The sequence below is a fragment of the Pseudothauera lacus genome (genome assembly GCF_003034845.1).
Lineage (GTDB): Bacteria > Pseudomonadota > Gammaproteobacteria > Burkholderiales > Rhodocyclaceae > Pseudothauera > Pseudothauera lacus.
Genome location: NZ_PZKC01000003.1, coordinates 41,900 through 66,646, shown reverse-complemented (window position 1 = coordinate 66,646; position 24,747 = coordinate 41,900). Strand labels below are relative to the sequence as shown.

Here is a 24,747-nt window from a genome sequence, read left to right as displayed (position 1 = left end):
CTTGTAGTCATGGGCTCAGTGAGGCATCAGGAAGGTTGTCTTTTCACGTACGGCCACCGACTCGTCGCCAACGGCCACTATCTCGAAGAATAGTTCATTGGCGCCGGGCTTGCCGACTCCGGGCGGCACCACGACCTGCAGGGTGACGGCCTGGGCAGACGCGGCGGCGACATCGAAACGCTCGTTGCCCAGCACGCGGGCCCCCTCCAGGCCGCTGAGGCGGATCTCGAAGGCGCGCGGACGCTCGACCATGTTCATCACCTGCAGGCGATAGACGTTCTCGATGTTGCCGTCGGAGAGCTCCCGCGCCAGGCTGGCACGGTCGCGGATGACGTCGACACGGAGGTCGGAGCGGGTCGCCAGCCCCCACGCCAGCGCCGCGCAGATGAGCGCCAGAATGGTGCCGTAGATCAGCGTGCGCGGGCGCATCACGTGACCGAAGATCTCGCGCATGCCCCAGTGTTTCTTGATCGCGTTCTCGGTGGAATAGCGCACCAGTCCGCGCGGATAACCCATCTTGTCCATCACCTGGTCGCAGGCATCGATACAGGCCGCACACCCGATGCACTCGTACTGCAGGCCGTTGCGGATGTCGATGCCGGTCGGACAGACCTGCACGCAGATACCGCAGTCGATGCAGTCGCCCTTGCCTTCGGCCTTGTAGTCGGCACCCTTCTTGCGCACCCCACGCGGCTCACCGCGCTCTTCGTCATAGGTAATGACCAGGGTGTCGGGGTCGAACATCACCCCCTGGAAGCGCGCATACGGGCACATGTACTTGCACACCTGCTCGCGCATGTGGCCGGCGAAGAGGTAGGTGAAGGCACCGTAGAAGAGGATCCAGAAGGTCTCCCAGGGGCCAAAGCCGAGGGTCAGCGCCGACTGCATCAGCTCCTGCACCGGGGTGAAGTAGGCCACCAGGGTAAAGCCGGTCCACAACGAGAACAGGCCCCAGGCAAGGAACTTGGTCCCGCGCAGGGCCAGCTTGTGCCCGCTCATCGGCGCGCGGTCGAGCTTGGCACGCTTGTTGTGGTCGCCCTCGATCTTCTCCTCTATCCACATGAAGATCTCGGTATAGACCGTCTGCGGACAGGCGTAACCGCACCACAGGCGACCGGCGATGGCGGTGAAGAAGAACAGCGCGTAGGCGGAGATGATCAGCAGGATGGCAAGATAGAACACATCCTGGGGCCAGAAGACCCAGCCGAAGATATAGAACTTGCGTTCGGTGAGGTGAAACAGAACGGCCTGCCGGTCGTTCCAGGACAGCCAGGGGAGGCCGTAAAAGAGGATCTGGGTGACCCAGACGAGAATCCAGCGCCAGGTGGTGAAGGTTCCGCTGGTGGAGCGCACCTGAAGTTTCTTGCGCGCTGCGTAAAGTGTGTCCTGCTTGGGGTCGGGCGGCTTGGGGGCGCCCGCCGGTTGTGGCTTGGGGGTTGGGCTGTTCATGATCTCTTCTTGTAATGGATTTTTGTTTTTTTACTGCTTGGGGGGGAGTCCCCGGAGCATGACGCTCCGGGGACGGTCACTGCGGTACTGCGGTACTGCGGTACAACTGATCAGGCGCTTACTTGCCCTGATTGAGGCTCAGCACGTAGGCGGCCAGGATGTGCACCTTGGCTTCGCCGAGGAAATCGCCGAAGGCAGGCATCTGGTTCTGACGGCCATTGGCGATCTGCTCGATGATGGCGGCTTCGGAAGAGCCGTACACCCAGACGTTGTTGGTCAGGTTGGGCGCGCCGAGCATGGTGTTGCCGGTCGCGTCGGCACCGTGACAGACCGTGCACTGCTGGTCGAACATTTCCTTGCCGCGCTGGGCGCGCAGGGAATCGTGGGCCAGGCCGTTGAGCGAACGCACGTAGTTGGCAACGTCCTTCACGCCTTCGGTACCCAGCACCGGGCCGAACGGGGGCATGACACCGAAACGGCCATGCATGATGGTGGCCTTGACGGTCTCAGGCTCGCCACCCCAGTTCCACACGTTGTCGGTGAGGTTGGGGAAGCCGCGCGCACCCTGGGCAGCAGAGCCATGGCACTGCGCGCAGTAGGTCAGGAACATGCGCTGGCCCATGGCATTGGCGTCGGAATCGGCCGCCACCGCCATCAGGTCCATCTCCAGGTACTTGTTGAAGATCGGCCCGTACTGCTCGTCTGCACGCGCCATCTCGGCCTCGTACTGGCCGATCGACGACCAGCCGAACTGGCCCTTGACGTTGCCGAAGCCCGGGTACATGGCCAGATACACCACCGCGAAGATGATGGTGATCCAGAACAGGTACATCCACCAGCGCGGCAGCGGGTTGTTGTACTCCTGCAGGGTCTCGTCCCAGACATGCGACTGGAGCTCGGCCTGCTGGCCGGCAGCAGGTGCCTTGCCGCCCGAGTTGGCGACCAGAATCACCACGCAGAACAGGATGCTCAGGGCCACCAGGCCCATCACGTACATGTTCCAGAAACCGCTAACAAAGTCAGCCATTTGTATTTCCTTCCTTTCCTTGCCGGCCTGCTGCGGCCGGCGGATCGTCATCGGTCAGAGGCAGTCGCGCCGCTTCTTCGAAACCCGCTTTGGCGTGCTTGCTCCAGGCCCAGATTGCGATGCCAACGAAGCACAGAAAGCCAACGACGGTGACAATGATGCGAAAGTCATTCAGTTCCACGGCGCGTCCTCAACCCCTTACCTTACGTTCTGCAGCGCGGTGCCCATGCCTTGCAGGTAGGCCACCAGGGCGTCCAGCTCGGTCAGACCCTCCACAGCGGCGGGCGCTGCGGCGATTTCTTCCTCGCTGTACTTGTGCAGACCGACCATGTTGAGCGCACGCATCTTGGTCTGGATGTCGGCCACCTTGGCCGGACGATCGAGCCAGTAGTAGGCCGGCATGTTGGACTCCGGCACCACGTCACGCGGGTTCAGCAGGTGGACACGCTGCCATTCGTCGGAATAGCGGCCGCCGACACGATGCAGATCCGGACCGGTACGCTTGGAGCCCCACTGGAAGGGGTGGTCGTAGATGAACTCACCCGCCACCGAGTAGTGGCCATAGCGCTCGGTTTCGGAGCGGAACGGACGGATCATCTGCGAGTGGCAGTTGTAGCAGCCTTCGCGGATGTAGATGTCGCGACCGACCAGTCGCACCGGATCGTAAGGCTTGACGGCGAGCGTGTTGCCTTTCTGGTCGATGGGCTGGGTGGTCGACTTCTGGAAGAACAGCGGCACGATCTCCACCAGGCCGCCCACGCTGACGGTGAGCAGGGTGAGGACGATCATCAGGAATACGCTGCGCTCGATTTTGTCGTGCAAGGATTTTTGAGCCATTTGCTATCTCCGATTAGGCGTGGGCGCCAGCAGGTGCCAGAACCGGGGCGTCGTAGGCCTTCTGGCCGGCAATGGTCTTCACCATGTTGTAGAACATGATGAGCATGCCGGTGAGGAAGAGGATGCCGCCGACCAGACGGATGGTCCAGAACGGGTAGCTGGCCTTCACGCTCTCCACGAAGGAATAGGTCAGGGTGCCATCGAGGTTGGTGGCACGCCACATCAGACCCTGCATCACGCCGGCAATCCACATCGAGGCGATGTAGAGCACCACGCCGATGGTGGCGATCCAGAAGTGGGTATTGATGAGCTTGACGCTGTACATCTCGGTCTTGCCGTACATGCGCGGCAGCAGGAAGTAGATGCAGCCGATCGACACCATGGCCACCCAGCCCAGCGCACCGGAGTGCACGTGGCCGACGGTCCAGTCGGTGTAGTGCGACAGTGCATTGACGGTCTTCACCGACATCATCGGACCTTCGAAGGTCGACATGCCGTAGAAGGACAGCGAGGTGATCAGGAACTTCAGGATCGGATCGGTGCGCAGCTTATGCCAGGCGCCGGAGAGGGTCATGATGCCGTTGATCATGCCGCCCCAGGACGGTGCCAGCAGGATCAGCGAGAACAGCATGCCGAGCGACTGGGTCCAGTCGGGCAGCGCGGTGTAGTGCAGGTGGTGCGGACCGGCCCACATGTAGGTGAAGATCAGCGCCCAGAAGTGCACCACCGACAGGCGGTAGGAGTACACCGGACGGTCAGCCTGCTTGGGCACGAAGTAGTACATCATGCCGAGGAAGCCGGCGGTCAGGAAGAAGCCCACCGCGTTGTGGCCGTACCACCACTGGATCATCGCATCCTGCACGCCGGCATAGGCGGAGTAGGACTTGGTCAGGCTGACCGGGATCGCAGCGCTGTTGACGATGTGCAGCAGGGCAACGGTGAGGATGAAGGCGCCGAAGAACCAGTTCGCCACGTAGATGTGGGAAACCTTGCGCTTGATGATGGTGCCGAAGAAGACGACGGCGTAGGAGACCCACACCACGGCGATCAGTATGTCGATCGGCCACTCCAGTTCGGCGTACTCCTTGCCGGAAGTGAAGCCGAGCGGCAGCGACACGGCCGCCAGCACGATGATCAGCTGCCAGCCCCAGAAGGTGAAGGCTGCCAGACCGGGCGCGAACAGCGGCGTATGGCTGGTGCGCTGGACACAGTAGTACGACGTGGCAAACAGCGCGCAGCCACCGAATGCGAAGATCACCGCATTGGTATGCAGCGGGCGGAGACGGCCATACGACAGCCATTCGTGAACACTCAGTTCAGGCCACACGAGCTGTGCTGCGACGATAACGCCGACCAGCATGCCCACGATGCCCCACACCACCGTCATGATGGCGAACTGGCGCACGACTTTGTAGTTATAAGTCGCTTGCGATTGCATGTGAGTCACCTCTTTGATTGAAAACCCCTTGTAGATCCCATCCGACTTCGCGTATCCAGCCCGGAAATCGACCGGTGAAGGATACGCCGCAAGTGGATCCAGAATTTGACGCAGATCAACATTGTATTCCAGCGCGGGGATTGCCGGAAGCGCGCGAAGCCTTGCCACGCCTTGCATTTGGGCAAAAAAAAGGGTGCGTGTAACACGCACCCCCAACCCCAACAGAGAGACAAAATCCGGTTGCCTCACCGCTGTGCAGAGCACGGCGCGCAGCGGTGAATAACCATGTGCGCAGTGTGCCTTAGCGGCCGGACCGGACCTTGACTTAAATCAAATACCTTGCGAGTAATCCCTATGCCGTACTCATTGACCGCATCACCGCTTCGCCAGCCGGTTCGGTTCAGCGCTCACCGCCCTTGCCCCCCGTCCCATCGCCCTTGTTCTCATCGGCATCCGGCGGCTGGTCGCGGTCGTCCATCATCAGCCGGTAGGCCGGACCTTCAAGGTCGTCGAACTGACCGGAGCGCACCGACCACCAGAATATCATGCCGATGAGGAAAACGAGCACCACCGACAGCGGAATGAGTATGTAGAGACTGCCGAGCAGACCGTCCATGGTGACTACCTCGTCTGTTGCGCGCGCGCCCCCGCCCCTTGCAGGCGCAGCGCATTGAGTACCACCAGCAGGGAGCTGGCAGCCATCCCGATGCCGGCCATCCACGGGGTGATCAGCCCCATCATCGCCAGTGGCACCGAAGTGAAGTTGTAGGTGAAGGACCACCACAGGTTCTGCCGGATCACCGCCAGGGTACGCCGCGACTGACCGATGGCCTGCCCGAGACCGACGAGGTTCTCCGACAGCAGCACGACGTCGGCCTGATTGCGCGCCAGATCGGTGCCACCGCCCATGGCGATGGAGACATGGGCCTGGGCGAGCACCGGCGCATCGTTGACGCCGTCGCCCACCATGGCCACCAGGACCCCCGCTTGACGCTGACGGGCCTCGACCCAGGCCTGCTTGTCCTGCGGGGTGAGGCCGGCATGGGCCTCGGCAGCGCCGACACGGGCCGCAACCGCAGCCACCGCAGCCGGCGCATCGCCGGAGAGAATGACAGTCGGAATGCCCTGACGCTGCAGATGGGCGAGCAGCAGCGGAGCTTCCTCGCGCACGCGGTCGGCGAGGCCGAACAGCGCCACCCAGCGCCCCTGCGCCGCCAGAGCAACGACGGTGGCGCCATCGCCCTCGAGCGCCGCAACTTCGGCAGGCACCGCGCTGCCGGCCAGTTCGGCAACGAAGGAGGGGCGCCCGATGCGCATCAACTCACCATCCACCTGCCCTTCCACACCCTGCCCGGTCACCGCCCGCTGCGCGCTCACCGGCGGTAGCCGGAGGCCTTCCGCGGCCAGGCGCACACCGGCGGCAATGGCGTGCTCAGAGGCCTGCTCAAGCGCAGCCGCCTGCGCCCGCACCTGCGTCTCATCACTGCCGTCGAGCACCGTCACCGCACCCGCCTGCATCTGACCGTGGGTCAGCGTGCCGGTCTTGTCGAAGACAAAGCGGTTGGCACCGGCCAGCGCTTCGATGGCGTGCCCGCGGGTGATCAGCACCCCCATGCGGGCCAGTGCATCGGTGGCCACGGTCAACGCGGTCGGCGTGGCCAGCGACAGCGCGCAGGGGCAGGCCACCACCAGCACGGAGACGAAGACCCACAGCGCCCGCTCGGGATCGATGAACTGCCAGCCGACATAGGTCAGCGCCGCCAGCACCAGCAGGGCGATGATGAAAACCCGGGCAACGCGGTCGGACTGGGTGGCGATGCGCGGCTTTTCCGCCGCCGCACGATCCATCAGCTGACGGATCGCCGCCAGGCGGGTGGAATCGCCGACCCGGCGGATCTCCACCACCACCGGGCTGCTGACGTTGATGCTGCCGCCGGTAACCTCGGCGCCCGGTGCCTTCGGTACCGGCCGGCTCTCTCCGGTGAGCAGGGCCTCATTGGCCTCGCTATGGCCTTCGGCCAGCACACCGTCGGCCGGGAATACTTCGCCGGGACGCACGCGCACGCGGTCACCGGGCTGCAGTTGCGAAACCGGCACCTTGTCGACGGCGCCGTCTGCGCCAAGGCGCTCGGCGAACACCGGCAGCACCTTGCCGAGTTCCTCGACCCCGCGCACCGCCTTCTGGCGCGCCAGCATTTCCAGATAGCGCCCGCACAGCAGGAAGAACACGAACATGGTCACCGAGTCGAAATACACCTCCGGCCCGTCGATCAGCGTCGCCCACACGCTGGCGGCAAAGGCGCTGCCCACCCCGAGCGCCACCGGTACGTCCATGCCCAGCCGGCGCAGACGGAAATCACGCAGCGCACGCTGGAAGAAGGGCGCTGCGGAGTAGAACACCACCGGCAGGGTCAGCACCAGGCTTGCCCAGCGCATCAGCACCTCCATCTCGGCGGTCATCTCGCCTTCGCCGGCGACGTACACGGGAATCGCGTACATCATCACCTGCATCATGCCGAAGCCGGCGACGAAGACCCGCCACAGCATCGAGCGGCGCTCGCGGTGGGCTAGCTGCTCGGAACGTTCGGCGTCGTAGGGATAGGCGCGGTAGCCGATGGCCTGCACCGCGCCGAGGATGTCGGAGAGCTTGATCTCGCGCTCGTCCCAGCGCACCCGCGCACGCCGGGTGGCGTAGTTGATGTCGATGCCGCGCACACCGGGCTGACGCGCGACATGCTGCTCGTTGAGCCACACGCAGGCCGCGCAGGTGATGCCTTCGAGGATCAGCGAGGCCTCGCGCTCATGCTCTCCGACCGGACGCACGAAGGTTTTCTGGAAGTCGGGGTGATCGAACAGACCGAGTTCCTGCAACTCCTGCGGCATCGCCTCGCGGCGCGATTCGGGCATCGCATCGCGGTGGCGGTAGTACTCGGTGAGATTGTTGTCGACAATGGACTGTGCCACCGCTTCGCAGCCGACGCAGCACATCCGCCGGCTCTGCCCTTCGATGCGGACATAGTGGCGGGTCTCGGGTGGGATCGGCAGACCGCAATGGTAGCAGTTGGGGTCTTCAGACCCGGCGACGACGGGTGGCGGGGCGGTTTCGCTGGCAGTATTCATCTACGGAGTCGGGAGCGCCCGCGCGCAATGACCGGGACGGCAGCGCGGGAAAATACGGAAGCGCACTTTTAGCACAAATACCCGACTTTGGGCCTGACCTGCCGCAAAGGTTCCCCGCTGGCGGCAGCACCCCCTCGGGCCTGCCACTGCCGCCAGTCCGGGCGCTTACTTGGCTGCCATGCGGATCGCGCCATCGAGGCGGATCACTTCACCATTGAGATAGCTGTTCTCGATGATGTGGCGCACCAGCGCGGCATACTCGGCCGGTTTGCCCAGGCGCGACGGGAAGGGCACCATTTTGCCGAGCGAATCCTGCACCTCCTGCGGCATGCCCATCAGCATCGGGGTCTCCATGATCCCCGGAGCGATGGTCATCACACGGATGCCGAAGCGCGCCAGTTCGCGAGCCACCGGCAGGGTCAGGCCGACGATGCCGGCCTTGGAGGCCGCGTACGCGGCCTGGCCAATCTGGCCGTCGTAGGCCGCCACCGAGGCGGTGCTGACGATCACCCCGCGCTCGCCACCCTCATCCGCTTCGGCCTTGCTCATCACCTCCGCGGCCACGCGCATCATGTTGAAACTGCCCACCAGATTGATGTTGATGGTGCGCGCAAAGGACTCCAGGCGGTGCGCACCGTCGCGCCCCACCACCTTCTCGGCCGGAGCCACCCCGGCGCAGTTGATCAACCCGTGGAGGCCGCCGAAAGCGCTCACCGCGCGCTCGATGGCGGCCCTGGCGCTGGCCTCGTCGCTCACGTCGGTGCGCACGAAAACCGCCGCCGCGCCCAGTTCGGCCGCCACCTGCGCGCCCGCCTCGGCATTGACATCGGCCAGCACCACCTTGCCGCCCGCCTCCACCAGCATGCGTGCGGTCGCCGCACCGAGGCCGGAGCCACCGCCGGTCACCACGAATACCTTGTCGTCGATCTTCACCTGCTCTCCTCCCGTGTTCGGATACCTGCTTCGGACAACTCGCCCGCATTTTTCGCTCCCGCGCTGCAGCAGCCACTGAGGCGCTCACGACGCACCGGTGCGGAAATAGCGGGATAGACGACGATAGGAGACGTTGACGTAAACGTCAACATGTTGCAGAAGTACTTGGAAAAGAAAAAGGCCACCCCCGAAGGACTGGCCTATTCTTTCAAGCGGATGGTGCCGGCAAGAGGAGTCGAACCCCCGACCTTCGCATTACGAATGCGCTGCTCTACCAACTGAGCTATGCCGGCCCGGCACGTCAGCAGACGACGCACCACAAGGGACGGCAATATACCCGATGCACGGCGGTTTCATCAATCCCGCCCTCACCCCTCCCGCCCTCACCCATCTCCGCACTCGTTCCAGTAGGCGGGGCGGGCGTAGGTGCTGCGGAAATGATCGAGCAGCAGGCGCATGCGCAGGGCGAGGTGGCGGCGTTGCGGAAACACCGCATAGATGCCCAGCGGCGCCGCGGCCCAGTCTTCCAGTACCGGCACCAGGCGGCCGCTGCGCAGGTCCTCGCCGACCTCCCACAGCGAGCGCCAGGCCAGCCCCAGGCCAGCCAGCGTCCAGTCGCGCAACACTGCGCCGTCGTTGCATTCAAGGTTGCCGGCAACGCGCAGCAGCAAGGGGGTGCCGTCCGCGCCACGGAACTGCCAGCCGCGCTGCTGGGCCAGACACAGGCAGTTGTGGGCGAGCAGGTCCTGCGGGGTCTGCGGCGTGCCGTGACGGGACAGGTACTCGCGGCTGGCGATCACCACGCGGCGGTTTTCCGCCAGACGCACGGACACCAGGCTGGAGTCGGACAGTTCGCCGATGCGGATGGCGCAATCGAAGTTCTCGTTGATCAGATCGACCATACGGTCGGACAACTCCAGTGTGCAGCTGACTTCCGGGTTGGTGCGCAGGAAGTCCATCACCAGCGGCGCCACATGGCGGCGCCCGAAACCTGCCGGCGCAGTCAGGCGCAGATGGCCGCTGGGCTTGATGCCGCCCAGACTCACCGAGGCTTCTGCATTGGCAAGATCGTTGAGGATGCGCTGGCAGTCCTCGAGAAACGCACTACCCTCGAAGGTGAGCGTGATGCGCCGGGTGGTGCGCAGCAGGAGCTTCACCCCCAGGCGCGCCTCCAGGGCGTCGAGGCGGCGGCCGATCACCGCCGGGGTCACCCCCTCCTCGCGCGCCGCGGCCGAGAGCGAGCCGCGCGTGGCGACGCTGACGAAGCTCTCGATCTGTTTGAGCTGATCCATTTTTTACTCAAAGTAAAAGATCAATTGATATACCGTTATCTTCTATTTTCATTTGTGACGCAATAGACTCGCTGTCAAATCATGCCGGGTGGAGGAGACACCACCCGCGGCCAGCACCCTTTCAGACGGGCGCAGCCCGCAGGCGACGGCCCGCGGCCCGGCGCAGCACACCGAAGATCACCGCTTTTCGCAACCATTCAGACAGGAGTTTCCATGAGCCTCGACCTGCCCCAGGGCATGCAGATCAACGCCCCGCTGCACCCGCGCTTCGACCAGATCCTCACCCGCGAGGCGCTGGAACTCGTCGCCAAGCTGCACCGCGCCTTCGAACCGCGCCGCCAGGAACTGCTGGCCGCCCGCGTCGCCCGCCAGGCGCGCATCGACGCCGGCGAGCTGCCCGACTTCCTGCCGGAAACCAAGGCCATCCGCGAAGGCGACTGGAAAGTCGCGCCGCTGCCCAAGGCACTGGAATGCCGCCGCGTGGAGATCACCGGCCCGGTCGAGCGCAAGATGATCATCAACGCCTTCAACTCGGGCGCCGACTCCTACATGACCGACTTCGAGGATTCCAACAGCCCGAACTGGTACAACCAGATCCAGGGCCAGGTGAACCTCTATGACGCGATCCGCCGCCAGATCGACTTCGTCGCCGAAAACGGCAAGGAGTACAAGCTCGCAGACAAGATCGCCACCCTGCAGGTGCGCCCGCGCGGCTGGCACCTGGACGAGAAGCACGTGCTGGTCGACGGCCAGCGCGTCTCCGGCGGCATCTTCGACTTCGCGCTCTTCCTCTTCCACAACGCCAAGGAACAGATTGCCCGCGGCGCCGGCCCCTTCTTCTACCTGCCGAAGATGGAAAGCCACCTCGAAGCCCGTCTGTGGAACGACATCTTCGTGATGGCGCAGGACCACATCGGCCTGCCGCAGGGCACCATCAAGGCCACCGTGCTGGTCGAAACCATCCTCGCCACCTTCGAGATGGAAGAGATCCTGTACGAGCTGCGCAACCACTCCGCCGGCCTCAACGCCGGGCGCTGGGACTACATCTTCTCCTGCATCAAGAAGTTCAAGAAGAACAAGGACTTCTGCCTTGCCAACCGTGGCGCGATCACCATGGAAGTGCCCTTCATGCGCTCTTACGCGCTGGCCCTGGTGCAGGCCTGCCACAAGCGCGGCGCCCCGGCCATGGGCGGCATGAGCGCGCTGATCCCGATCAAGAACGACCCCGCCGCCAACGACAAGGCGCTGGCCGGCATCCGCCACGACAAGACCCGCGATGCCAACGACGGCTACGACGGCGGCTGGGTGGCCCACCCGGGCCTGGTGTCGATCGCCATGGAAGAATTCGTCAAGGTGCTGGGCGACCGCCCCAACCAGTGGGACAAGCAGGTCTCCGGCAGCTTCGGCCCCAAGGACTGGATGAACTTCCAGCCCGAGCAGCCGATCACCGAAGTGGGCGTGCGCAACAACATCAACGTCGGCATCCACTACCTCGGCTCCTGGCTGGCCGGCAACGGCTGCGTGCCGATCCACAACCTGATGGAAGACGCCGCCACCGCGGAGATCTCGCGCTCGCAGATCTGGCAGTGGGTGGTGAGCCCGAAGGGCGTGCTCGACGACGGCCGCAAGGTCACCGCCGACATGGTGCGCGCGCTGATCCCCGAGGAGCTCGCCAAGGTCAAGGCCACCGTCACCGCCCAGGGCGAGGACACCGCCACCTACGACCAGGCGGCGAAGATCTTCGAAGAGATGTCGCTCTCCGACGACTTCCCCGAGTTCCTCACCCTGCCGCTGTACGAGGCGATGGACTGAGCACAGCCACCCCGCAACGATGACGCCCGCGCCCGCGCGGGCGTCTGTCGTTTACCGTGCTCAGGGACAGACCGCCGCGCTCGGGCGATTGCGCGCATCCACCGGACGATCCGCCGCCAGCGAATAATAAGGATCACAAGGCGGCGCCTCGGACGCCGTGCGCAGCACCAGCTCGGCCGATTCCTCACCCGCTGCGCCGTCGGCGGCGAGGGCCTGCAGGCGGTAGCGGTAGCTGCGCGCCGGCAGCACGCCGTGGTCTACGAAGGGCGGCGCGTTTACGATGGTTTCGACCGCTGCCCCACCGGCCTCGTCGTCATGACGCAGGAGGCGATACGCCACCGCACCCGCCGCCGGCACCCAGCTCAGGGCCACGGCGCGTGCCGAAACATCGACGCGGAGCAGCTCCGGCACGCTCGCCGGCGCCGCTTCCACGCGGCCTTCGCCCCCGGACATCAGGCGCTGCACCATGCGCCACACCGCGGCGACCTGCACTCCCTCACGGGTGGCATAACGTCCGGCAAAGTCGAAGAAGAAGTCGTTGTAGCCCCACCAGTCCCAGCAGCCCTGCGGGTTGTACGGCGTAAAGGGCACGGCACGGGTCGCCACCGTCTGCGGATAGAGCACGACGATGCGGTTGGCCGCCGCCCATTCGTTGAACCCCGCGCCGTTGACGAAGGCCAGCCCGATGCGCTCGGCCTGCTGCTGGCAGCCGTGGAAAGCCACGTGCAGGCGGCACGGTTCGCCCGCCGCGCAGGGCGCCGGCAGGTACAGATAGCCGGTATCGGCGAGCGCCACGCGCACGGGTGAGCGTTCACGCTCCCCACGGCGCACATAGGGGCGCTGATCGAAGGCCTGCACCGTCCCCGCGCCGGCGGCATCGACAGGCGGCAGCAAGGGCCCGTGAAACAGCTGCAGGGCAGCGCCGGCCGCATCGTAAGCCCCGCCGCCCAGGGGATCGATGCAGGCATTGATGTACTGCCCGCCGGTCTGCGTGCAGGCATTGCATGCCGCTCCGCCATCGGCTGCCGCGGGGCGCGTGCATGTGGCGCTGATCTGCGCGTGCGCCGCATTCATGTCGTTGCGGTAGAACACCTGCTGCCCGGGCACGAACTCGCGGTACCAGTCGAACAGGGCGTCGACCACCGCTCGTCTGACGATGCCGTCGTTATAGCCGTGGAACAGCCACACGCGCTGCGCGGCAAGTGCGGAGAGGGGCGCAATGCGGCCCTCTTCCGCCCATTGCCGGGTCGCGGCGGCCATCGCACGCCGTTCGTCAACGCCGATCGGGCGCGCCGGATAGGCCGGGTCGCCCTGCATGCAGCGCGCGATCACCCGCCCCACCGCTGCTCCACCAAGGGCGTCGCCGCCGGCACAGAAATACGGCCCGCCGGCGGTGGCGGCGACCCCGCTGACCACCTCGGCATGGGCGACGCCGAACTGCACCGCCATGTAGGCGCCCGAGGAGATGCCCGAAACGGTGACCTGCGTGGGGTCGATGCGCAAGGCCGGCAACACCTGCGCCTGCGCCGCCGACACCGGCAGGATGCCGGCCAGCAGCCACAGCAGGAATACGCCAGCGCGCCTTTTCATCGCGTTCCCTTCCATGTCGTTGGCGGCCCTGCCGGCAGACGCCGCCTCGATGACCATTGCATTGCTCACCTTAGCCACCGCCGTGCTGCAGCGCAAGCGGGCGTATCGGTCGAGCGCGCGGCATCTGTCACTCGTGCGCCGGACGCCGGCGCGGTAGCATGCGTCGCATCGCATTCAAGCCCCGCCTTCGATGGACCTGCTCACCGACATCATCCTGCGCGCCGGCCGCTCGGCCGTCGAGCTGGCCCTCTTCGTGCTGCTGCCCATCATGGTGGTGATGCTGTCGCTGATGCGCCTGCTCGAAGCGCGTGGTGTCATCGACTGGGTGGTGCAGCGCGCCACGCCGCTGCTGCGCCCGGCGGGTCTCACCGGGCTCGGCGTGTTCGCTGCGCTGCAGATCAACTTCGTCAGCTTCGCCGCGCCGGTGGCCACGCTCACCATGATGGAAGGGCGCGGCGCCTCCGACCGCCATCTGGCGGCCACCCTGGCGATGGTGATGGCGATGGCGCAGGCCAACGTCACCTTCCCGATGGCGGCGATGGGGCTGAACTTCGCCCTCACCCTGACGCTCTCCATGGCCGGCGGCCTGCTTGCCGCGGCGGCCACCTGGCATGTATTCGGGCGCAAGCTGTCGGCGGTAGAAGGACCGGTGGACGAGACCCTGCATCACCGCAGCGCGGACGATGCCAAGGGCGTGCTCGACGTCATCAACCGCGCCGGCGCGGAAGCCTTCAAGATCGCCGTGGGCGCCATCCCGATGCTGGTGCTGGCACTGGTCGCGGTGATGGCGCTGCGTGCCAGCGGCGCCATCGACGCGCTGACCACGCTGCTGACCCCGCTGCTCGCCGTACTGGCCATCGACCCTGCCTTGATCCTGCCCACGCTGACCAAGTACATCGCCGGCGGCACCGCGATGATGGGGGTGATGGACGAGATGCTGCGCGAGGGCAGCGCCAGCGTGGCGGTGCTCAACGGCAGCGCCGGCTTCCTCATCCACCCGCTCGACGTGGCCGGCGTGGCAGTGCTGATCTCCGCCGGGCGGCGGGTGGCCGGCGTGCTGCGCCCAGCGCTGGCCGGCGCGGCAGTGGGCATCGCCTTGCGCACCCTGGGTCATGCACTGCTGTAGTGCCGGCCCCGGCTATAATTCCCCCTTTATCTCGACCGGTACCGTCACCGTGAGCACTCCCCTGTTCGAATCCACCATCAAGAGCCTGCCGCTGCTCGGCCGCGGCAAGGTGCGCGACATCTACGCGGTCGATGCCGACAAACTGCTGATCGTCACCAGCGACCGGCTGTCCGCCTTCGACGTCATCCTGCCGGACCCGATTCCGGACAAGGGCCGGGTGCTGACCGCGCTGGCCAATTTCTGGTTCGACCGCCTCGGCCACATCGTCCCCAACCAGCTTACCGGCATCGATCCGCAAACCGTGGTGGCCGCCGACGAGCGCGACCAGGTCGCGGGACGCGCGCTGGTGGTCAAGCGCCTCAAGCCGCTGCCCATCGAGGCCGTGGTGCGCGGCTACGTGATCGGCTCGGGCTGGAAGGATTACCAGACCACCGGGGCGATCTGCGGCATCGAACTGCCCGCCGGCCTGCAGCAGGCGGCAAAGCTGCCGGCGCCGATCTTCACCCCGGCCACCAAGGCCGAAGTGGGTGACCACGACGAGAACGTCTCCTTCGCCGTTGCCCAGGCCAACTGCGACGCCGTTCTGGCCGAAGCGCTCGCCGGCACCGGCAAGAGCGGCGCGGGCCTGGCCGAGGAAGCCCGCGATGCGGCGATTGCGCTGTACACCCAGGCCGCCGACTACGCCGCCGGGCGCGGCATCATCATCGCCGACACCAAGTTCGAATTCGGCGTCGATGCCGCCGGCACGCTGCATCTGATCGACGAGGCGCTGACTCCGGATTCGTCGCGCTTCTGGCCCGCCGACAGCTACCGCGAAGGGATCAGCCCGCCGTCCTTCGACAAGCAGTATGTGCGCGACTACCTGGAGACCCTGGACTGGAACAAGAAGGCCCCCGGGCCACGCCTGCCGGCCGAGGTCATCGAGCACACCGCAGCGAAGTACCGCGAGGCCTACGAGCGCCTGACCGGCACTCCCCTGGGCTGAGCTCCTGACCTCTCCTCCCCCTTCAAGGGGGCGAAGCCGGGGTTTCGCGAAGCATGCTTGGCGCCGGCTGAGCGGGCCGGCTGTGCAAAGCCGGCCCTGGACAGGACAGGAGGGGGATGGGTTTCCGGCGGGAACGACCAAGGTCCGTCGAACCTCGTCAACAACCCCTCCCCTTAAAGGAGAAGCGCCGCGCTAGCGACACCCCCCGGTTCAAAAAACAACAATCAGGCCGCAGGCCCCTCAGGAGACAAACATGCAGATCCCCGCCAGCGGACGCGGGCTGGCGATGGCCGTCGTCATTGCCGCCTACATCCTGTCCTTCTTCCATCGTTTCGCGCCTGCCGGCATCGCCCAGGATCTGGCCCTCGCCTTCCAGACCAGCGCAGCCTCGCTGGGCGTGCTGGCGGCAACCTATTTCTACGTGTACACCATCATGCAGGTGCCCACCGGCATCCTGGTGGATACCCTCGGCCCGCGCCGCATCCTCGTCACCGGCTGCGTAGTGGCGGCGGCCGGCAGCCTGCTGTTCGGCCTCGCACCGAATCTGGATATCGCGCTGGTCGGCCGCACCCTGATCGGGCTGGGCGTGTCGGTGGTCTTCATCGCCATGCTGAAGCTGATCGCGGTGTGGTTCGATGAGCGCCGCTTTGCCACCATGGTGGGACTGTCGATGCTGCTCGGCAACCTCGGCTCGGTGCTTGCCGGCACCCCGCTCGCGGCACTCGCGCAGGTCACCTCCTGGCGCGGAATTTTCTTCGGCGCCGCGGTCATCTCGGCGGTGCTGGCGGTGGCCTGCTGGTTGTTCGTCAAGGAAGGGCGCAGTGCTGACACTGCGCGTCCGCGCTTCGACCGCACGGTGGTCATCAACGGCCTGCTCGGCGTGCTGAGGAACCGCGCCACCTGGCCGGCGGTATGGGTGAATTTCGGCCTCGCCGGCAGCTTCTTCGCCTTTGCCGGGCTGTGGGCAACACCCTACCTGGTGCAGGTGCACGAACTGAGCCGGGTGGAAGCCGCCAGCCACCTGTCGCTGTTCTTCGCCGGCTTCGCCGTCGGCTGCCTGGCCATCGGCTCGCTGTCGGACAAGCTCGGCCGCCGCAAGCCGGTGCTGATCGCCGCCAGCCTGGCCTACTGCCTGCTGTGGCTGGTGTGGTTGTCCGCACTGCGCATGCCGGTCGGGCTGTCGTATGCCCTGTTTGCCCTGATGGGCCTGACCACCTCGAGTTTCTCGCTGACCTGGGCATGCGCCAAGGAAGTGAATCCGCCCCAGCTCTCCGGCATGAGCACCAGCGTCACCAACATGGGCGGCTTCCTCGCCGGTGCGCTGCTGCAGCCGGCGGTGGGACTGGTGATGGACTGGGGCTGGGACGGCACGGTGATTGACGGTGTGCGCATCTATTCGGCCGACACCTTCCGCCTCGGCATCGGCCTGCTCGCCGCAGCCGGCGTGCTCGGTGCGTTGTCCAGCTTCTTCATCCGCGAAACCGGCTGCCGCAACATCTGGCAGGCCCCCGGCGGGCGCTGAAACCGCCGCCGATGGCGGCGGGCTATTGCACGAATAGCAGGGCACAGCACGCATCGCGGGCGCTTTTTCGGCACAATACAGCACTTCTGCATAGCTGCCCGGAACCGCCGCCCCATGAGCAATCCCCTGCTGCACCTTGCCGCCCTCCCCGACTTCGACGCCATCCGCCCGGAGCACGTCGCTCCGGCGCTCCGCCAGCTGATCGACGACAACCGCACGCTGATCGCGCGCCTGACCGCCGACGACGCGCCGAGCAGCTGGGACGGTTTCGTCGTGCCGCTCACCGAGGCCGGCGAGCGTCTGGGGCGCGCCTGGGGCGTGGTCGGCCACCTGCACAGCGTCAAGGACGTGCCCGAATGGCGCGAGGCCTACAACGCCATGCTGCCCGAGGTATCGCGCTTCTACGCCGAGGTGGGGCAGAACCTGGCGCTGTTCGGCAAGTACAAGGCGCTCGCCGAAAGCGCGGAATTCACCACTCTGTCGGCGGTACGCCGGCGCATCGTGGAACACGAAGTGCGCGACTTCCGCCTCTCCGGCGCCGAACTGCCCGATGAACTCAAGCCGCGCTTCCAGGCCATCCAGGAAGAGCAGTCGCAGCTGGCGGCGAAGTTCTCCGAGAACCTGCTCGATGCCACCAACGCCCACGCCGAATACGTCCGCGACGAAACCGGCGTGGCCGGCATTCCGGCCGACGCGCTGGAAGCCGCGCGCGCCGCCGCCGAACGCGACGGCCAGCCGGGCTGGAAATTCACCCTGCAGATGCCCGCCTACCTGCCGGTGATGCAGTACGCCGACGACCGCGCCCTGCGCGAGCGCATGTACCGCGCCTACGCCACCCGCGCTTCAGAAGCCGGCAAGGCGGAATGGGACAACGGCCCGCTGATCGGCCGCATCCTCGCCCTGCGCGACGAGGAAGCGCGCATGCTGGGCTACCGCAACTTCGCCGAGGTCTCGCTGGTCCCCAAGATGGCCGACGACCCGCAGCAGGTGCTGGACTTCCTGCGCGAGCTGGCTGCCAAGGCAAAGCCCTTTGCCGAGCGCGATCTCGCCGAACTGCAGGCTTTCGCGCGCGACGACCTGGGCCTCGCGGATCTGCAGCCGTGGGACATCGGCTGGGCCTCGGAGAAGCTGCGCCAGGCGCGCTACGCCTACTCCGACCAGGAGGTGAAGCAGTACTTCCCCGAACCCAAGGTGCTCGACGGCCTGTTCGGCGTGATCCGCACCCTGTACGGCGTGGACATCCTGCCCGACGAGGCGCCGCGCTGGGACACCGACGTGCGCTTCTTCCGCATCGAACGCGCCGGCGACACCATCGGCCACTTCTATCTCGACCTGCATGCGCGCGACACCAAGCGCGGCGGCGCCTGGATGGACTCCGCGCGCAGCCGCTACCGGGGCCGCGAGGGGGTGTCCACCCCGGTCGCCTACCTGGTGTGCAACTTCCCCGGCCCGGTAGGCGGCAAGCCGGCGACCTTCACCCACGACGACGTGCTGACCCTGTTCCACGAAGCCGGCCACGGTCTGCACCACCTGCTCACCCAGGTGGATGAACTGGCCGTCTCCGGCATCCACGGCGTCGAGTGGGACGCGGTGGAACTGCCCAGCCAGTTCATGGAGAACTTCTGCTGGGAGTGGGACGTGCTCAGCGCAATGACCGCCCATGTGGAGTCCGGCGAGCCCTTGCCGCGCGCGCTGTTCGACAAGATGATCGCCGCCAAGAACTTCCAGAGCGGCATGCAGACCGTGCGCCAGCTCGAGTTCTCGATGTTCGACCTGCGCCTGCACGGCGAGGTGGACGCCAGTGCAGGCCCGGTGCCGGTGGAGCGCGTGCTCGCCCTGCTCGACGAGGTGCGCCGCGAGGTGGCGGTGATCATCCCGCCGGCCTGGCACCGCTTCCCGCACAGTTTCTCGCACATCTTTGCCGGCGGTTACGCCGCCGGCTACTACAGTTACAAGTGGGCGGAAGTGCTTTCCGCCGACGCTTTCGAAGCCTTCGAGGAAGCCGGGCAGGGCCGTGGCAGCCTGCTCGATGCGGAAACCGGCGCGCGCTTCTGGCGCGAGATCCTCGCGGTCGGCGGCAGCCGTCCGGCGCTGGAGTCGTTCAAGGCCTTCCGCGGTCGCGAGCCGCGGGTGGATGCCCTGCTACGCCACAATGGAATGGTGACTGCATGAAACGCCTGTTGCTGCTGACCGCCCTGCTGACCGCCACCCCCGCCCTCCTTGCCCAGGGCACCACCTACCGCTGGGTGGACGAACAGGGACGGGTGCATTACTCCGACCAACCCCCGCCCCAGCAGGTCCGCCAGGTCGAGGAGCGCCGCTTCGTGCCGCGCAGCGCCGATCAGGTGCCGGCCTACACGGTCAGCGTGGCGGCCGACACCTACCCGGTGACGCTGTACGTCTCGGAAACCTGTGGCGACCCCTGCCAGCGCGCCAAGGCCTATCTCGACGGCCGTGGCGTACCCTACACGGAGCGCGTGCTGCGCAACGAGGAAGACGTCGCGGCCTACCGCGCCGCGCTCGGCGAACCGGAAGAGATCCCCGCCATCACCGTCGGTCACTTGCCGTTCAAGGGTTTCCTCGAGTCGTCGTGGGCCCGCCTGCTGGACGACGCCGGCTACCCGCGCAGCGCGCCGCCGATGCGCTGAGCGCCGCCTCGAACCGATGCCCCATATGCCCCGGGGTGGCGCTGATGGCGCCGCAACCCGGGGCCGCCACGCCGCGCGCGCCGCTCCTGAACCAACCCCAGCCCCACCGACAGGCACACGCAAGAAAGTGAAGATCGCCACCTGGAACGTCAACTCGCTGAAGATCCGCCTTCCCCATGTCCTCGACTGGCTGGCCGAACACCGCCCCGACGCGCTCTGCCTGCAGGAGCTGAAGCAGGAAGAGAAAGCCTTTCCGTTTGCCGAGCTGGAGGCCGCCGGCTACCACGCCGTGGTCAACGGCCAGAAGACCTACAACGGCGTCGCCATCCTCACCCCCGCTGCGGCGACGGACGTCGTCCGCGACATCCCCGGCTTCGCCGACGAGCAGAAGCGCATCATTGCCGCCACCGTGGACGGCGTGCGGGTGATCTGCGGCTATTTCCCCAACGGCCAGGCCGTCGGCTCCGACAAGTTCGACTACAAGATGCGCTGGCTCGCCGCGCTCACCGAGTGGGTCGGCGCGGAAATGGCACGCCACCCGCAACTGGTGCTCACCGGCGACTTCAACATCGCCCCCGAGGCCCGCGATGCCCACCCCGACTGGAAGGACGAGATCCACGTTTCCGCACCCGAACGCGCAGCCTTCGAGGCCCTCACCGCGCTGGGCCTGGTCGACGCCTTCCGCCTCTTCGAGCAACCCGAGCGCGCCTTCTCATGGTGGGACTATCGCATGATGGCCTTCCGGCGCAATTTCGGCCTGCGCATCGACCACATCCTGGTCTCTCCGGCGCTGCGTGCGGCCTGCCGTGCGTGCTCGGTGGACAAGGCCCCGCGCAGACTCGAGCGTCCCTCTGACCACGCTCCCGTGGTACTCACCCTGGAACGCTGACCCCCGATGCAACACGCCCTGCCCACCGCCAGCTATCCCGTTCTCGACGCCCTGCCCGCGCCTGCACGGGCGACGCTGCAGGCTGCCGCGCAGTGGATGAAGGTGGCCGCGGGCCAGGTGGTGTTCGACGACCATCAGCCCTGCGAGGGCTTCCCCTTCGTCGTCGAGGGTTCGATCCGGGTGGTGAAATGCGCCCCCAGTGGTCGCGAGCTGCCGCTGTACCGCGTCGCCGCAGGCGAGACCTGCGTCATCTCTTCGTCCTGCCTGCTCGGCGGCACCGACTACAACGCCCGCGGAGTGGCCGAAACCGATACCGTGCTGATGCTGCTGCCGCGGCAGGTCTTCGACACCCTGCTCGGCGAGGCGGCGTTCCGCAGCTTTGTCTTCCATCTCTTCGCCGAGCGCATCGCCGGGCTGATGCAGTTGATCGAAGAGGTCGCCTTTCACCGCCTCGACCAGCGTCTGGCCACCCTGCTGCTCGGCAAGGGGCGAGTGCTCCACGTCACCCACCAGCAGCTGGCCGACGAACTGGGCAGCGTGCGCGAAATCGTCAGCCGGCTGCTGAAGGGCTTTGCCGCGGCAGGGCTGGTGCGCCTGGGGCGCGAGCAGATCGAGATCCTCGACCCTGCCGGCCTGCGCAGGCTCGCCGCCGGAGCTATGTGACCACGGTTACAGACCGCGCGCCGCGGCGGTGGTCAAATGGCGTCTTCACAACCCACTGGAGAACACCATGAAAGCAAACGTCGGCGGTATCGACAAGATCCTGCGCATCGTTGCCGGGCTGGTGCTGATCGTGCTGGCCATCATGGGCATCGGCGCCCCGTGGACCTGGATCGGCGTCGTCCCCCTGGCCACCGGCCTGATGGGCTGGTGCCCGCTGTATCCGCTGCTGGGCATCAATACCTGCCCCATGAAGAAGAACTGAGCGTCCGCCACGTACGCACAGCAGGGCCGGGGCCTTACCCGGCCCTTTTTCTTTGTGCGGCGACGTGATTGGCTATGGCAACGTAATCATCCACCGTCAGGCGCTCGGCACGCAGGCCGCTGTCGATGCCGAGGGCGTCGAAGCCGGCAGCATCGAGCAGGCCGTTGAGGGTGTTGCGCAGGGTCTTGCGGCGTTGCCCGAAAGCCGCCGCCACCACTTCGGCGAGCACCTCCTCGTCGTCCGCATGCAGTTGTTCGGCGGGCAGCGGGATCAGCCTCACGATGCTCGACATCACCTTCGGTGCCGGGCGGAAGGCGCCCGGCGGCACGTCGAACAACCGCCCCATGCGGAAGCGGTACTGCAGCATTACCGAGAGACGGCCGTAGTCGTCGCTGCCGGCCTCGGCGACCATGCGCATCACCACCTCCTTCTGCAGCATGAAGGTCATGTCGCGCACCTGGGCGGCAAAGCCGGCGAGGTGGAAGAGCAGGGGCGTGGAGATGTTGTAGGGCAGGTTGCCGACTACCCGCAGCGGCGCACCGAGGGTGGCAAAATCAAATTTCAGCGCATCTCCTTCGTGCACCGTCAGGCGCTCGGCCGGCCAGCGCTGATGCAGGCGGGCGATGAGGTCGCGATCGATCTCGACGACGTGCAGATGGGCGAGGCGTTCGAGCAAGGGTTCGGTCATCGCCCCCAGGCCGGGACCGATCTCGACCATCACATCATCACGCAGCGGACGGATGGCATCGATGATCTTGCGGATGATGTTGGGGTCGGAGAGGAAGTTCTGCCCGAAGCGCTTGCGTGCGCGATGTTCCATTTACGGCCTGCGGTATGGGGAGTGGGGTTTCAGGCCGGCGCGCCGCGCTGCGCAACCATCTGCGCGGCCAGTTCGACCGCGGCATGCAGGCTGCCGGGGTCCGCGCGGCCGCTGCCGGCAAGGTCGAGCGCGGTACCGTGATCGACCGAAGTGCGGACGATGGGCAGACCGAGGGTGACGTTCACCCCGCCGCCGAAACTGGCATGCTTGAGCACCGGCAGGCCCTGGTCGTGGTACATCGCCAGCACCGCGTCGCCGCGCGCCAGCGTGTGAGGGACGAACAAGGTATCGGCGGGCAGCGGGCCGATCAGCTGCATGCCTTCGCCGCGCAGGCGTTCGAGCACCGGCTCGATGACCTCGATTTCCTCGCGCCCCATATGCCCGCCTTCGCCGGCATGGGGATTGAGTCCGGCCACCAGGATACGCGGCAGCGCAAGACCAAAGCGGCGCTGCAGATCGTGGTGGACGATGCGCAGGGTCTCTTCGAGCACCGTCGCAGTGAGCGCGGCCGGCACCGCGGCAAGCGGCAGGTGGGTGGTGGCCAGCGCCACGCGCAGGCCGCCGCCGACCAGCATCATCACCACCCGTGCGCTGCCGGTACGCTCTGCTAGGTACTCGGTATGGCCGCTGAAGGGCACGCCGGCCTCGCAGATCACGCCCTTATGCACCGGTGCGGTGACCATGCCGGAGAAATGTCCGCTGACACAGCCATCGATGGCACAGTCGAGCACATCGAGGACATACGGCGCATTGGCGACATCCAGCCGTCCGGCCTGCGCCGGCACGGCCAGCGGGCGGTGAAGGACTTCGAGTATGCCGGACTGCGGACGGGCCGCCGGGTGATAGGGCTGCACGCTGGCTGCCACTCCGGTGCACGCCAGGCGCGAGGCGATGAGCCCGGCATCACCGATCACTACCAGCCGCGCCGGCCATTCACGGCTGGCGAGCCAGGCACACAGCTCGGGGCCGACACCGGCAGGCTCGCCGCTGGTGACGGCGAGCACCGGGGCTTCAGTCCTGTTCGAGGCGGTATTCGACATAGGTGCTGTCGCGCAACTGACGAACCCAGTCCTCGAAAGCGTCCTCGGACTTGCGCTCGCGCAGCGCGGCGCGCGCCATCGCCCGCTTGCGCTCCTCGGAGACGTCCTGCACGCGGCGCTCGTGCACCTTGATGAGGTGCCAGCCGAAGGGCGAGCGCACCGGCTCGCTGACCTGCCCGGGCGCCAGGGCGTCCATTGCGCGCTCGAAATCGGGCACGGTGTCGCCGGGGTAGATCCAGCCCAGCTCGCCACCGTTGGCCGCGGAGAGGTCGGCGGAGTGATTGCGCGCCAGCTCGGCAAAATCGGCACCACCAAGGATCACGCGCTCGTACAGGCCACGGATACGGCTTTCCGCTTCGGCGTCGGAGACGATCTCCGAAGTGCGGATGAGGATGTGGCTGGCGCGGGTCTGCTCGACCGTGTCGGGGCCGGCCAGCGTGCCGCCGCGGCGATCGATGAGCCTGACGATGTGCAGCCCGGCGGCACTGCGCAGCACCGGCGACATCTGGCCGGGCTGGAGACGGTCGACGATCTCGGCGAACAGCGCCGGCAGGCGGTCGCGGCTGCGCCAGCCGAGCTCGCCACCGTTCATCGCATCGGGGGCGTCGGAAACGCTGGCAGCGACGCGGGCGAAGTCCTCCCCGCCTTCGAGGCGGCGCACCACCTCATCGGCGCGGCGGGCGAGCGCATCGAGTTGCGTCGGCGTCGCGCCCTCCGGCGCACGCAGGAGGATGTGGGCGAGCAGATACTCGCCACCGGCGAAGGCGTCGGGGTTGTTGACGATGAAGTTGTCCACCTCGGCGTCAGTGACCACGATGCGGCTGTCGACTTCGCGCTCGCGCAGGCGGGTGATCAGCAGTTCGGTACGGATCTCGTCGCGGAAACGCTCCCAGGGGATGCCGTCGCGGTCGAGGGCCTCGCGCAGCTGCCCCAGGGTGAGGCCGTTGTTCTCCGCAATGCGTGCGATGGCGCGCTCGAGGGTGGCTTCATCGACACGGATGGCGCTGTCGGCAGCGAGCTGGAGCTGGGCACGTTCGATGATCAGGCGTTCGAGCATCTGCCGCTCGAGCACTTCGCGCGGCGGCAGCTCCACCCCCTGGCGGCTGAGCTGACGGACGGCCTGATCGAGGCGGCTGCGCAGCTGCAGCGCGGTGATGACCTCGTGGTTGACCACCGCGACGATGCGATCGACCTCGACTGCGCGCGCCTGCGCGACAGCGGGCGAGACGGCGACACTGGACACGCCGGCGAGCAGCGCAAGACTCAGGCGGGAAAGCAGTTTTTTCATGGACTC

General features: G+C 66.6%; 22 protein-coding genes and 1 tRNA gene. 9 read left to right on the top strand and 14 right to left on the bottom strand.

Translation table 11 applies throughout. The annotated features are described in order from the left end of the window. Window positions 1-15: 15 nt before the first annotated feature. The 10 genes from ccoG to C8261_RS04170 form a co-directional block, all read right to left on the bottom strand. Window positions 16-1,449 carry a cytochrome c oxidase accessory protein CcoG gene (ccoG, locus tag C8261_RS04215; RefSeq protein WP_107492433.1) on the bottom strand — a complete coding sequence of 478 codons (1,434 nt, stop codon included), beginning with the start codon at window positions 1,447-1,449 and terminating at the stop codon, window positions 16-18. 118 nt (window positions 1,450-1,567) lie between these two features. After that, window positions 1,568-2,476, bottom strand: coding sequence for a cytochrome-c oxidase, cbb3-type subunit III (ccoP, locus tag C8261_RS04210; RefSeq protein ID WP_107492432.1), 909 nt, complete (start codon window positions 2,474-2,476; stop codon window positions 1,568-1,570). Beyond that, window positions 2,469-2,657, bottom strand: a complete 189-nt coding sequence (locus tag C8261_RS04205) for a cbb3-type cytochrome oxidase subunit 3 (RefSeq protein WP_107492431.1) — start codon at window positions 2,655-2,657, stop codon at window positions 2,469-2,471. Before C8261_RS04205 ends, ccoP begins: the two co-directional genes overlap by 8 nt. Window positions 2,658-2,674: 17 nt before the next feature. After that, window positions 2,675-3,313, bottom strand: coding sequence for a cytochrome-c oxidase, cbb3-type subunit II (ccoO, locus tag C8261_RS04200; RefSeq protein WP_107492430.1), 639 nt, complete (start codon window positions 3,311-3,313; stop codon window positions 2,675-2,677). Between the two features lie 13 nt (window positions 3,314-3,326). Beyond that, entirely contained in the window at window positions 3,327-4,751 is a 1,425-nt protein-coding gene (ccoN, locus tag C8261_RS04195; RefSeq protein WP_107492429.1) for a cytochrome-c oxidase, cbb3-type subunit I, read from the bottom strand. A gap of 400 nt (window positions 4,752-5,151) precedes the next feature. Next, the gene (gene ccoS / locus C8261_RS04190; protein ID WP_107492428.1) at window positions 5,152-5,367 is read right to left on the bottom strand and encodes a cbb3-type cytochrome oxidase assembly protein CcoS; all 216 of its coding nucleotides are present in this window, start codon (window positions 5,365-5,367) and stop codon (window positions 5,152-5,154) included. 5 nt (window positions 5,368-5,372) lie between these two features. Next, window positions 5,373-7,871, bottom strand: a complete 2,499-nt coding sequence (locus C8261_RS04185; protein ID WP_107492427.1) for a heavy metal translocating P-type ATPase — start codon at window positions 7,869-7,871, stop codon at window positions 5,373-5,375. A 165-nt stretch (window positions 7,872-8,036) separates the two neighbouring features. Beyond that, window positions 8,037-8,804, bottom strand: coding sequence for a 3-hydroxyacyl-CoA dehydrogenase (locus C8261_RS04180; protein ID WP_107492426.1), 768 nt, complete (start codon window positions 8,802-8,804; stop codon window positions 8,037-8,039). Between the two features lie 217 nt (window positions 8,805-9,021). After that, window positions 9,022-9,097 (bottom strand) — tRNA-Thr (locus tag C8261_RS04175). Between the two features lie 90 nt (window positions 9,098-9,187). Further along, window positions 9,188-10,096, bottom strand: a complete 909-nt coding sequence (locus tag C8261_RS04170) for a LysR family transcriptional regulator (RefSeq protein ID WP_107492425.1) — start codon at window positions 10,094-10,096, stop codon at window positions 9,188-9,190. 213 nt (window positions 10,097-10,309) lie between these two features. On the opposite strand from C8261_RS04170, the gene aceB reads away from it, so the two are divergent. Then, on the top strand, window positions 10,310-11,908 hold the full coding sequence (gene aceB / locus C8261_RS04165) for a malate synthase A (protein ID WP_107492424.1): 1,599 nt from the start codon (window positions 10,310-10,312) through the stop codon (window positions 11,906-11,908). 60 nt (window positions 11,909-11,968) lie between these two features. On the opposite strand, the gene C8261_RS04160 is transcribed toward aceB, so the two are convergent. Beyond that, window positions 11,969-13,498 (bottom strand): extracellular catalytic domain type 2 short-chain-length polyhydroxyalkanoate depolymerase, encoded by a 1,530-nt coding sequence (locus tag C8261_RS04160; protein WP_181358842.1) that lies wholly within the window; start codon window positions 13,496-13,498, stop codon window positions 11,969-11,971. Window positions 13,499-13,688: 190 nt separating this feature from the next. On the opposite strand from C8261_RS04160, the gene C8261_RS04155 reads away from it, so the two are divergent. The 8 genes from C8261_RS04155 to C8261_RS04120 all read left to right on the top strand — a co-directional run bounded on the left by C8261_RS04155 (window position 13,689) and on the right by C8261_RS04120 (window position 21,593). Next, the gene (locus C8261_RS04155) at window positions 13,689-14,624 is read left to right on the top strand and encodes a nucleoside recognition family protein (protein ID WP_107492422.1); all 936 of its coding nucleotides are present in this window, start codon (window positions 13,689-13,691) and stop codon (window positions 14,622-14,624) included. 49 nt (window positions 14,625-14,673) lie between these two features. After that, window positions 14,674-15,609, top strand: coding sequence for a phosphoribosylaminoimidazolesuccinocarboxamide synthase (locus tag C8261_RS04150; RefSeq protein WP_107492421.1), 936 nt, complete (start codon window positions 14,674-14,676; stop codon window positions 15,607-15,609). Window positions 15,610-15,862: 253 nt separating this feature from the next. Further along, entirely contained in the window at window positions 15,863-17,131 is a 1,269-nt protein-coding gene (locus C8261_RS04145; RefSeq protein WP_107492420.1) for an MFS transporter, read from the top strand. A 114-nt stretch (window positions 17,132-17,245) separates the two neighbouring features. Further along, complete coding sequence (locus C8261_RS04140) at window positions 17,246-19,303, top strand: M3 family metallopeptidase (RefSeq protein ID WP_107492419.1); 2,058 nt, start codon at window positions 17,246-17,248, stop codon at window positions 19,301-19,303. Next, window positions 19,300-19,779 (top strand): glutaredoxin family protein, encoded by a 480-nt coding sequence (locus C8261_RS04135; protein WP_107492418.1) that lies wholly within the window; start codon window positions 19,300-19,302, stop codon window positions 19,777-19,779. Before C8261_RS04140 ends, C8261_RS04135 begins: the two co-directional genes overlap by 4 nt. A 127-nt stretch (window positions 19,780-19,906) precedes the next feature. Next, window positions 19,907-20,668 carry an exodeoxyribonuclease III gene (xth, locus tag C8261_RS04130; protein WP_107492417.1) on the top strand — a complete coding sequence of 254 codons (762 nt, stop codon included), beginning with the start codon at window positions 19,907-19,909 and terminating at the stop codon, window positions 20,666-20,668. A 6-nt stretch (window positions 20,669-20,674) separates the two neighbouring features. Then, window positions 20,675-21,331, top strand: a complete 657-nt coding sequence (locus C8261_RS04125; protein ID WP_107492416.1) for a Crp/Fnr family transcriptional regulator — start codon at window positions 20,675-20,677, stop codon at window positions 21,329-21,331. A 67-nt stretch (window positions 21,332-21,398) separates the two neighbouring features. After that, a complete protein-coding gene (locus C8261_RS04120) occupies window positions 21,399-21,593 on the top strand; it encodes a YgaP family membrane protein (RefSeq protein WP_107492415.1) in 195 nt (64 codons plus the stop codon). 34 nt (window positions 21,594-21,627) lie between these two features. Here C8261_RS04120 and rsmA read toward each other — a convergent pair whose 3' ends face one another. Genes rsmA through C8261_RS04105 form a run of 3 tightly spaced genes read right to left on the bottom strand, consistent with a single transcriptional unit; the run spans window position 21,628 to window position 24,741 of the window. Beyond that, the gene (gene rsmA, locus C8261_RS04115) at window positions 21,628-22,413 is read right to left on the bottom strand and encodes a 16S rRNA (adenine(1518)-N(6)/adenine(1519)-N(6))-dimethyltransferase RsmA (RefSeq protein WP_107492414.1); all 786 of its coding nucleotides are present in this window, start codon (window positions 22,411-22,413) and stop codon (window positions 21,628-21,630) included. Window positions 22,414-22,442: 29 nt separating this feature from the next. Further along, window positions 22,443-23,453 carry a 4-hydroxythreonine-4-phosphate dehydrogenase PdxA gene (pdxA, locus tag C8261_RS04110; RefSeq protein WP_107492413.1) on the bottom strand — a complete coding sequence of 337 codons (1,011 nt, stop codon included), beginning with the start codon at window positions 23,451-23,453 and terminating at the stop codon, window positions 22,443-22,445. After that, a complete protein-coding gene (locus C8261_RS04105) occupies window positions 23,425-24,741 on the bottom strand; it encodes a peptidylprolyl isomerase (RefSeq protein WP_107492412.1) in 1,317 nt (438 codons plus the stop codon). Before C8261_RS04105 ends, pdxA begins: the two co-directional genes overlap by 29 nt. Window positions 24,742-24,747 lie beyond the last annotated feature (6 nt).

Coding starts and splice junctions, on each gene's coding strand:
- C8261_RS04140 (WP_107492419.1), top strand. CDS start 17,246: ATGAGCAATCCCCTGCTGCACCTTGCCGCCCTCCCCGACTTCGACGCC.
- C8261_RS04105 (WP_107492412.1), bottom strand. CDS start 24,741: ATGAAAAAACTGCTTTCCCGCCTGAGTCTTGCGCTGCTCGCCGGCGTG.
- C8261_RS04135 (WP_107492418.1), top strand. CDS start 19,300: ATGAAACGCCTGTTGCTGCTGACCGCCCTGCTGACCGCCACCCCCGCC.
- ccoO (WP_107492430.1), bottom strand. CDS start 3,313: ATGGCTCAAAAATCCTTGCACGACAAAATCGAGCGCAGCGTATTCCTG.
- ccoN (WP_107492429.1), bottom strand. CDS start 4,751: ATGCAATCGCAAGCGACTTATAACTACAAAGTCGTGCGCCAGTTCGCC.
- pdxA (WP_107492413.1), bottom strand. CDS start 23,453: ATGTCGAATACCGCCTCGAACAGGACTGAAGCCCCGGTGCTCGCCGTC.
- ccoP (WP_107492432.1), bottom strand. CDS start 2,476: ATGGCTGACTTTGTTAGCGGTTTCTGGAACATGTACGTGATGGGCCTG.
- C8261_RS04160 (WP_181358842.1), bottom strand. CDS start 13,498: ATGAAAAGGCGCGCTGGCGTATTCCTGCTGTGGCTGCTGGCCGGCATC.
- rsmA (WP_107492414.1), bottom strand. CDS start 22,413: ATGGAACATCGCGCACGCAAGCGCTTCGGGCAGAACTTCCTCTCCGAC.
- C8261_RS04170 (WP_107492425.1), bottom strand. CDS start 10,096: ATGGATCAGCTCAAACAGATCGAGAGCTTCGTCAGCGTCGCCACGCGC.
- C8261_RS04155 (WP_107492422.1), top strand. CDS start 13,689: ATGGACCTGCTCACCGACATCATCCTGCGCGCCGGCCGCTCGGCCGTC.
- C8261_RS04125 (WP_107492416.1), top strand. CDS start 20,675: ATGCAACACGCCCTGCCCACCGCCAGCTATCCCGTTCTCGACGCCCTG.
- ccoG (WP_107492433.1), bottom strand. CDS start 1,449: ATGAACAGCCCAACCCCCAAGCCACAACCGGCGGGCGCCCCCAAGCCG.
- C8261_RS04185 (WP_107492427.1), bottom strand. CDS start 7,871: ATGAATACTGCCAGCGAAACCGCCCCGCCACCCGTCGTCGCCGGGTCT.
- C8261_RS04145 (WP_107492420.1), top strand. CDS start 15,863: ATGCAGATCCCCGCCAGCGGACGCGGGCTGGCGATGGCCGTCGTCATT.
- ccoS (WP_107492428.1), bottom strand. CDS start 5,367: ATGGACGGTCTGCTCGGCAGTCTCTACATACTCATTCCGCTGTCGGTG.
- aceB (WP_107492424.1), top strand. CDS start 10,310: ATGAGCCTCGACCTGCCCCAGGGCATGCAGATCAACGCCCCGCTGCAC.
- C8261_RS04120 (WP_107492415.1), top strand. CDS start 21,399: ATGAAAGCAAACGTCGGCGGTATCGACAAGATCCTGCGCATCGTTGCC.